This window comes from Acetobacter fabarum (genome assembly GCF_029069195.1).
Classification (GTDB): Bacteria; Pseudomonadota; Alphaproteobacteria; order Acetobacterales; family Acetobacteraceae; genus Acetobacter; species Acetobacter fabarum_A.
Genome location: NZ_JARDYK010000009.1, coordinates 105,887 through 114,377 on the forward strand (window position 1 = coordinate 105,887; position 8,491 = coordinate 114,377).

The 8,491-nt window shown below is 60.0% G+C and carries 4 protein-coding genes, 1 tRNA gene and 4 pseudogenes; 5 read left to right on the top strand and 4 right to left on the bottom strand.

The window, feature by feature from the left end:
* Nucleotides 1–116 precede the first annotated feature (116 nt).
* Complete coding sequence (locus tag PY793_RS11055; RefSeq protein WP_010510588.1) at nt 117–479, bottom strand: winged helix-turn-helix transcriptional regulator; 363 nt, start codon at nt 477–479, stop codon at nt 117–119.
* Between the two features lie 115 nt (nt 480–594).
* On the opposite strand from PY793_RS11055, the gene PY793_RS11060 reads away from it, so the two are divergent.
* Entirely contained in the window at nt 595–1,719 is a 1,125-nt protein-coding gene (locus PY793_RS11060) for an alkene reductase (RefSeq protein WP_153469124.1), read from the top strand.
* A 16-nt stretch (nt 1,720–1,735) separates the two neighbouring features.
* Entirely contained in the window at nt 1,736–3,106 is a 1,371-nt protein-coding gene (locus tag PY793_RS11065) for an NAD-dependent succinate-semialdehyde dehydrogenase (RefSeq protein WP_153469127.1), read from the top strand.
* A 202-nt stretch (nt 3,107–3,308) separates the two neighbouring features.
* On the opposite strand, the pseudogene PY793_RS11070 reads toward PY793_RS11065, so the two are convergent.
* Nucleotides 3,309–4,061: pseudogene (locus tag PY793_RS11070) on the bottom strand (ATP-dependent DNA helicase); the annotation flags it as partial.
* 68 nt (nt 4,062–4,129) lie between these two features.
* Here PY793_RS11070 and PY793_RS11075 point away from each other — a divergent pair.
* From PY793_RS11075 to PY793_RS11085, 3 genes and pseudogenes are all read left to right on the top strand, one after another.
* Nucleotides 4,130–4,974: pseudogene (locus PY793_RS11075) on the top strand (IS3 family transposase); the annotation flags it as partial.
* 284 nt (nt 4,975–5,258) lie between these two features.
* Entirely contained in the window at nt 5,259–6,338 is a 1,080-nt protein-coding gene (locus PY793_RS11080) for an IS110 family RNA-guided transposase (protein WP_087636577.1), read from the top strand.
* A 16-nt stretch (nt 6,339–6,354) separates the two neighbouring features.
* Nucleotides 6,355–6,633, top strand: a pseudogene (locus PY793_RS11085) (IS3 family transposase); the annotation flags it as partial.
* A gap of 36 nt (nt 6,634–6,669) precedes the next feature.
* On the opposite strand, the pseudogene recD2 reads toward PY793_RS11085, so the two are convergent.
* Both recD2 and PY793_RS11095 read right to left on the bottom strand, forming a co-directional pair.
* Nucleotides 6,670–8,148 (bottom strand): annotated as a pseudogene (recD2, locus tag PY793_RS11090) (SF1B family DNA helicase RecD2); the annotation flags it as partial.
* 202 nt (nt 8,149–8,350) lie between these two features.
* Nucleotides 8,351–8,427: transfer RNA gene (locus PY793_RS11095), tRNA-Met, on the bottom strand.
* Nucleotides 8,428–8,491 lie beyond the last annotated feature (64 nt).

An 8,491-nucleotide genomic window follows, 5' to 3' on the forward strand; every position in this document is an offset into this window, starting at 1 on the left:
CCTGATCGGTTGCGGAAACGGCAGAAAAGAGGGCGACTGCTGCCTGTCCGCTCTGCTTCTGCTATGCCGACAGGCAGATTGCTGCAGGAATTGTCCATAACGCTTCGCCGTCAATCTCAATCAGCAGCTGTGTTCCGCTGGACAGAATGCGCATACCGATCTCCCCACTTCTTGAGCGCCTGAATAACTGGCTTCAGCGTCTTTCCCAGTTCGGTCAGGGCGTAGTCCACATGCGGTGGCACCTCGGGGAAAACGGTGCGTGACACCAGTCCGTCTGCCTCGAGTTCGCGCAACTGATTGGTCAGCATCCGCTGCGTGACGTTGGGAAGACGGCGGCGCAGTTCGCCGAACCGCAGCACTCCGTCCTCGAACAGGTGATACAGAATCAACGCCTTCCACTTCCCGCCAAACAGTTCCAGCGTGGCTTCCACCGTGCAGCCGGGGCTGCAGGCCAGCGTGGTGTGACGAATGCGGGGCATGGTATCATTCCTGACACTAGTGGCGGTTTATGTGCGTTCTTGCGCACACCGCAGGCTGGGTCAATGTTTACATGCGGGCCGGACAGATGGCCTGCATTTGTAAACAGGGTTGATCATGTCTTCATCTTCTTTATTCGAACCTGTACGACTGGGCGACCTGTCGCTGGAAAACCGGATCTTCCTGCCACCACTGACACGCTGCCGCAGCACCCAGCCCGGCGATATTCCCAACGCGCTGATGGCCGAGTATTACGCGCAGCGCACGCAGGCGGGTTTCCTGATTACCGAAGGCACGCAGATCGAACCCCGCGGGCAGGGCTATGCCTGGACGCCAGGCATCTATTCACCCGAACAGGTCGCAGGCTGGAAGCTGGTCACCGATGCGGTACACGCAAAGCGGCGGCCCATCTTTGCACAGTTGTGGCATGTGGGCCGCGTGTCCCACCGGGCATTGCAGCCCGGTCATGAGGCACCGATCGCTCCGTCCGCGGTCGCGGCAACAGGCGTAAACGTGTTCATCCCCACGGGGCCGGGTACAGGAAAGCTGGTACCCCCTGATGTGCCACGCGCGCTGACCATTCCCGAAATCCAGGAACTGGTGGAGATGTATGCACAGGCGGCGCGCAACGCGCTGTCCGCAGGCTTCGATGGGGTAGAGATCCACGCAGCCAATGGCTACCTGATCAACCAGTTTATCTCCGAACGGGCCAATTTCCGCATCGATGCCTATGGCGGCAGCCTGTCCAATCGCCTGCGCTTCCTGCGCGAGGTGGTCGAGGCCGTCTCCGCCGTCGTCACGCCCGACAGGATGGGCGTGCGGTTTTCCCCGCTGTTCGGCACGACGACGGAAGAGCGCGTCTATCTCGGCCTGCTGGAGGACAATCCAGCGGAAACCTACACGGCAGCCGTGCGCGTACTGGCGGAGGCGGGCATCGCCTACGTCTCGCTGGCCGAAGCCGACTGGGACAATGCGCCGGAAATGCCGGATGCCTTCCGCGCCAGCGTGCGCGACATCTTCGGCGGCCGCATCCTGTGCGCGGGCCGTTACGACCTGCACAAGGCACAGCATGTGCTGGGCCATGGATGGGCGGACATGATCGGCTTTGGCCGGAAATTCATCGCCAATCCGGACCTGCCCGCGCGGCTGGAACATAACTGGCCGCTCAATCCGCTGGACCCGGCGACGATGTACGGCGGCAGCGCGCATGGCTACACCGACTACCTTTTCCATAATCAATAAACCGGGAAACGGACCAATGAGTTTTTACCAGACCCTCAACCCGACAACGGAAACCGTGGAACGCACGTTTGAACTGCATACTGCCGCGCAGATGAAGGAGATTGTCGACCGCGCGGACCATGTGTGGAAGACCGACTGGAAAAAGCGCGATATCGCAGCCCGCAAGGTCATCATGTCAAAGGCCGCCGACCAGCTGCGTCGTGACCGCGTGACCCATGCGCGCCTGATCGCGACCGAGATGGGCAAGGCGCTGCCTGACGCGCTGGAAGAAATCGACATCACGGCCGACATCCTCTCCTACTATGCCGAGGGCGCGGAGAAATTTCTCGCTCCCACGCCCCTGAAGGTCAAGGAAGGCCATGCAAAGATCATCAACCAGCCGCTTGGCGTAATCTACTGCATCGAGCCTTGGAACTTCCCCTATTACCAGTTGGCCCGCGTGGCGGGGCCGAACCTGATGGCAGGCAATGTGGTCATCGCCAAGCACGCGCCCAACGTGCCGCAATGTGCGCTGGCCTTTGAAAAGCTGTTCCACGAGGCGGGCGCGCCTGCTGGTGTCTATACCAACATCTTCCTCGACAACGATCAGTCCGCCGAACTGATCAAGGATTTCCGCATCCGTGGCGTCGCCCTGACGGGCAGCGAACGCGCGGGCCAGACGGTCGCGGCCGAAGCGGGTGCGGCGCTGAAGAAGGACACGATGGAACTTGGCGGTAGCGACGCGTTCATCGTGCTGGATGACGCGGATCTTGAACTTGCCGTGAAGTGGGCGACATGGGGCCGGTTTGCCAATAATGGGCAGGTCTGCACGGCGGCCAAACGGATGATCGTGCATGAGAAGGTCTACGACGCCTTCCTCGCAGGTCTGAAAACCGCGATCACGCAGTTCCGCATTGGCGATCCGCTGGCTGAGGGTACCACCCATGGCCCGATGAGCAGCAGGAAGGCACTCGACACCGCACTGGCGCAGACTGACGAAGCGGTCAAGGCAGGCGCAACGTTGGTGGCCGGGGGCAAGCGGATGGAGTGCCGCGGCTTCTTCATGGAACCGACCATCCTGACCAATGTGTCAAAGGACAACCCGGTCTTCTATCAGGAGATTTTCGGCCCGGTCGCTGTGGTACATAAGGTTGCCTCGGAACACGAAGCCATCGAACTGGCCAATGATTCTCCTTATGGCCTCGGCGGGGCCGTGTTCTCGCGTGACCTTGGCCGGGCGGAACGGGTGGCCGAAGCGGTCGAGACCGGCATGATGTTCATCAACACGGCCACGGCTGCGGCCCCTGAACTGCCGTTTGGCGGGATCAAGAACTCTGGCTTCGGCCGCGAACTGTCCTTCCTCGGCATTGAGGAGTTTATCAACCGTAAGCTGATCCGCGTCGCCTGATAGGCATGATGCCGTTTCCTGTCCCGGATAAACTCCTGTCCGGGACAAATCTGCACTGCCCAAAAAGGCAAATGTCGACAGTGGTCGAGTGATACTGGCGAATGGTGCATGTCTGTTTTGCGAACCGGACAATTAGGCATCAAATGGCAGACATGAGGCGGAAGCCGACATGGAGACACACCCTTCACCCCCCGTCACTCCATCATGCGATGGTACCGGCAAGCCATTCCCTAAGCTTCGACCACCGCCGCCGCCCGCCCTGGTTCCGCACCGCGATGGCCAGCGCCTTCTTCTGGCCCACGAGCACGACGAGCTTCCGCCCCCGTGTGACGCCGGTGTAGAGCAGGTTCCGCGCCAGCATGGCGTAATGCTGGGTCACCAGCGGGATCACCACGGCCGGATATTCCGATCCCTGGCTCTTGTGGATGGTCGTGGCGTAGGCGAGCACCAGTTCATCCAGTTCTCCAAAACCGTAAACGACCTCCCGTCCATCGAATGAAACGGTCAGTTCGCCTTCTTAGATATCAATCCTGTCGATAACGCCAAGATCCCCGTTGAAGACGTCCCGGTCATAATCGTTGGCGATCTGCATCACCTTGTCACCCGGACCATAGGTCCAGCCAAACCGCTCGACCTTCACCTCGCCTGGCGGGTTCAGCGCCTGCTGCAATTCGATATTCAGCGACCGCGCCCCAAGGCCACCCCGGTTCATCGGGCAAAGCACCTGCACGTCGCGAACAGGGTCCAGCCCGAACCGCGCCGGGATGCGATCCCTCACTACTGCCAGCAACTTGCGCAGCCCGACCTCGGGCTCGGCCGCCTCCACGAAGTAGAAATCCGATCCCTTTTCCGCGCTCAGTTCGGGCATCCTGCCCTCGTTGATCCGATGCGCATTGGTGATGATGCGGCTCTGTGCCGCCTGACGGAACACCTCGGTCAGCCGCACCACAGGGACTGGACTTGTAACGGTTTTGTGCCGGTCATCTGAGCGTTTTAAGCTCGTATCAGGAGACCGACGGAACCATGAAGCATACGGAAGATTTCAAGCGCGAGGCCGTAAGGATTGCGTTGAGCAGTGGGTTGTCACGCACGCGTGTTGCGGCCGATCTGGGTATTGGCAAATCCACTCTGGCGAAATGGATAGTGAATTATCGTCCGGACGAGCCGGCATCAGGGCCTCAGGCTGATCTGGCCCGCGAGAATGAACGTCTTCGCCTGGAGAACCGGATTTTACGGGAGGAGAGGGAAATCCTAAAAAAAGCTACCCAGTTCTTCGCGAGCCAAAAGCCATGAGGTTCGCCTTCATCCACGGACATCGGCATGAATGGCCAATCGAGAGGCTGTGCCAGGTCTTGCGGGTCTCTGCACGGGGGTACCGGGCCTGGACATCCCGACCGGCCTGCCAGCGCCAACGTACCGATCTGAAGGTGCTGACGCATATCCGTGAGCATTTTGCCCTGAGCAACGGGTCCTACGGACGGCCGCGCATGACCATGGAACTCAGGGAAGCCGGGCTTGATGTCGGGGAACGTCGCGTTGGCCGCCTCATGAAGGCCAACGGGATCCGGCCTGTGCGCACCCGTCGCCACAAGATGACGACCGACAGCCACCACCAGTCTGACATTGCGGCCAACCTTCTGGACGGTAATTTCCTTGCTGAAGGCCCCAACCGGAAATGGGCGGGAGATATCAGTTATATCTGGACTGCCGAGGGCTGGCTCTACCTCGCTGTCGTCATCGATCTGTTCAGTCGTCGCGTAATCGGGTGGGCCGCGAGCGATCGGATGAAAAAGGATCTGGCCATCCGTGCCCTGGATATGGCGGTAAGGCTGCGTAACCCGGCGCCCGGCTGCATTTTCCACTCCGATAGTCAGAAGATGGTCGCTAGCTTCCGGACGGTTTGTCTCACACTCCGATCGACCACGGTAGACTGGCACTGTGAGGTGCCCGGAACGGTTTGACCCGTATTCCGATCGACCGTTGTGTCTTTCCCCGGACCTGTCGACTGTCCGGAAGCACCTCGCGGAAAGGCTATGCCTTGGCCATTGCCTGTGACCCGAGAAGGGCCTGACCTGATGAGGTCTCATGACTGTCCTGTCCATGCAGCGGACCTTGGCCTGGCCATCACGACAGAGAAGCGCGAGGAACCGTCATGGACAAAAACGAAGAAAGACTGCGTCAGGTTGTTGGCGGTGTCGACACCCACAAGGATCTGCATGTTGCAGCCATTGTTGACGAGCAGGACCATGTGATTGGTACACAGAGTTTCCCCACGACAAGACAGGGTTATCGGCAGATGCTGGCCTGGATGCGAGCCGCAGGTGATCTCATGCGTGTGGGTGTTGAATCAACCGGCAGCTATGGTGCAGGCCTGTTGCGTTATCTTCAGGCTGCAGGGATCGAAGTTCTGGAAGTCACGGCACCTGATCGACATGATCGGCGTCGGCGTGGAAAGAATGATGATCTGGACGCCCAGAACGCAGCGCACGCCGCCTTTGCAGGCCAACGCACCGTTACACCACGACGCAGGGACGGCATGGTGGAAGCACTCAGGGTCTTGAGAGCGTGCCGCAAAACCGCCGTAAGTGCACGACGGATTTCCCTGCAGATGATCCAGAACACCATCATTGCGGCCCCAGATACCCTGCGTGAGCATCTTCGCTCCATGACCCGCATGCAGTTGATCCGCACTCTTGCTGCCTCTCGACCGGATCTCACGGCTTATCGCGATATCGAGGCAGCTTATCGGATTAGCCTGAAATCTCTTGCGCGTCGCTACCTTGAACTGCATGACGAAATTGGTGAACTGGATCTGATGATCAAGGCTATTGTTGAGGAACTGGCACCTGACCTCATTGCCAGAAATTCCATAGGGCACAATGGAGCAGCGCAACTTCTTCTGACGGCGGGCGACAATCCTGACCGCCTGAAATCAGAGGCCAGCTTCGCTGCCCTTTGCGGTGTCACGCCTGTTCCGGCGTCCTCTGGAAAAACAATTCGTCATCGTCTGAACCGAGGTGGTGATCGGGCGGCTAACAGCGCCCTGCATATCATCGCGATTGGACGCCTGCGAACAGATGAAAAAACACGCGCCTATGTTGCCAGGCGTGTGGCAGAAGGACATTCCAAACTTGAGGTTATCCGTATCCTCAAGCGCTATATCGCCCGCGAGGTCTATGGGATCATCATACGCCGACACCGGGACATCAACGCCACACGTTTTGCTGCTTGACAAACAGAAGGGCGTCCGTGGCAGCCAGTATGGCTCCCATGATTTCCAGAAAAAGCTGCTGGCCCATGGGCTGCTGGCTTCAATGTCCGGAAAGGGAAACTGTTTTGACAACGCTGCCGTCGAAACATTTTTCAAAAGCCTGAAGGCGGAGTGGCTCTGGAGACAGAACTGGCCAACCCGCCGTCAGGCTACCACCGCCATCTTCCAGTATATCAATGGTTTCTACAATCCACGTCGACGCCATTCATATCTGGGCGGTATCAGCCCACTCGCTTTTGAAGCAAGAGTGGCATAAGCACTTCCTGACCGGCACAAAACCGTTACAAGTCCAGACAGCACCGGAGCCGATGATGTCGGCCAGCACCTGTCCCGGTCCAACAGAAGGCAACTGGTCCACATCGCCGACGATCAGCAACGCGGCGTTGTCGGGCAAGGCGCGCAGCAGGGAGCGCATCAGCAGCACATCGACCATGCTGGCCTCGTCCACGACCAGCAGATCGCAGGTCAGCGGGTTGGTATCATCCCGCTTGAAGGTGCCACTGGCCGGATCCGTCTCCAGCAGTCGATGGATGGTCTTGCCTTCCAGTCCGGTGCTTTCCGACAGGCGCTTCGCCGCCCGACCGGTCGGGGCGCAGAGCTGCACGTCCGTGCCCTTGGCGGTCACGATCTTCAGGATGGCGTTGACCAGCGTGGTCTTGCCCACGCCAGGACCACCCGTGATCACCAGCACCTTGCTGTTCAGGGCAAGACGCACCGCCTCCTGCTGGCTGGGCGCGAGCGCAAGCCCGGTCTTCCGTTCCACCCAAGTCATGGCCTTTTCAGCGTCGATCTCGGGCCAGGGCGGACGGCCGACGGCACAGGCACGCAATCGCTCGGCGATGCTTTGCTCCGCGCGATAGAGACCCGCCAGGAAGATGCATCCCGTCTCGCCCACGCTGTCGGCAATAACGTCGCCCGCCTCCAGCTCCAACGTGAGAGCCGTCTCGATCAGGGGTGCCGCGACCTCCAGCAGTTCGGCGGTGCTGGTCAGCAACTCCCCGACCGGCAGGCCGCAATGCCCTTCATCCATCGCCTCGCCGAGCGCGTAGGAGATCCCGGCCCGCACCCGGATCATGGCGTCAGGCGCGATCCCCATCTTCCGGGCGATCTGATCGGCAGTTTTGAAGCCGATGCCCCGAATGTCCTTCGCCAGCCGGTAGGGGTTCTCACTGATCAGTTTGACCGCGTCCTGCCCGTAGGTCTTGAAGATACGCACCGCCCGCGAGGTGCCGACGCCGTTGCTGTGCAGGAACAGCATGATCTCGCGGATCACCTTCTGGTCCGCCCAGCCCGCCACAATCCGCTCGGCACGCTTGGGGCCGATGCCCGTCACCTCCCGCAGGCGTCCAGGTTCCTGCTCGATCAGATCGAACACCGCCTCGCCGAACGCTTTCACCAGCTTCTTCGCGTAGACCGGACCGATACCCCGGATCATGCCCGAACCAAGATAACGCTCGATCCCCTCAACCGTGGTCGGCGGACTGGCCTTGAGAAACTCCGCCTTGAACTGCAACCCGTGGGTGTGGTCGCGGAACCAGCGCCCCGACATCTGCACGAACTCGCCTGCCGAGATCATGGCGGCATGGCCGACAACAGTGACCAGATCGCGCTGCCCCCGCACCTTCACCCGCAGGACGCAGAAACCGTTCTCGGCGTTGTGGAACGTCACCCGCTCTACAAGGCCGGCCAGCGCCTCAGACGATGCAGCCGTGCCACTCAACGGGACGCCCCTGTCAGCGCAGAATCGAGAGGGTCGGAAACCATGATCCATCGTAACACAGGATCGCGCTGCCAGCCGTATCGCCGTGCTCCAACACGCCTGACACGCAGTCGTGAAGATCCCCGATTCAGCCCAGATTACGCTGGAGTTTCACTCCCGATTGCATCCTATACGCATCCTGCGGGAGATTTCGGGCACAAAAAAAGCCACCCTTGAGGGTGGCTTTTTCCTAGTCTTATCAGACGCTTACGTATGGTTGCGGGGATAGGATTTGAACCTATGACCTTCAGGTTATGAGCCTGACGAGCTACCGGGCTGCTCCACCCCGCGATGGTGAGAGTAATGATTTTGCGTTGATTATATTTTGTGAGGGTAGACTGGAAGACCTGGCGGC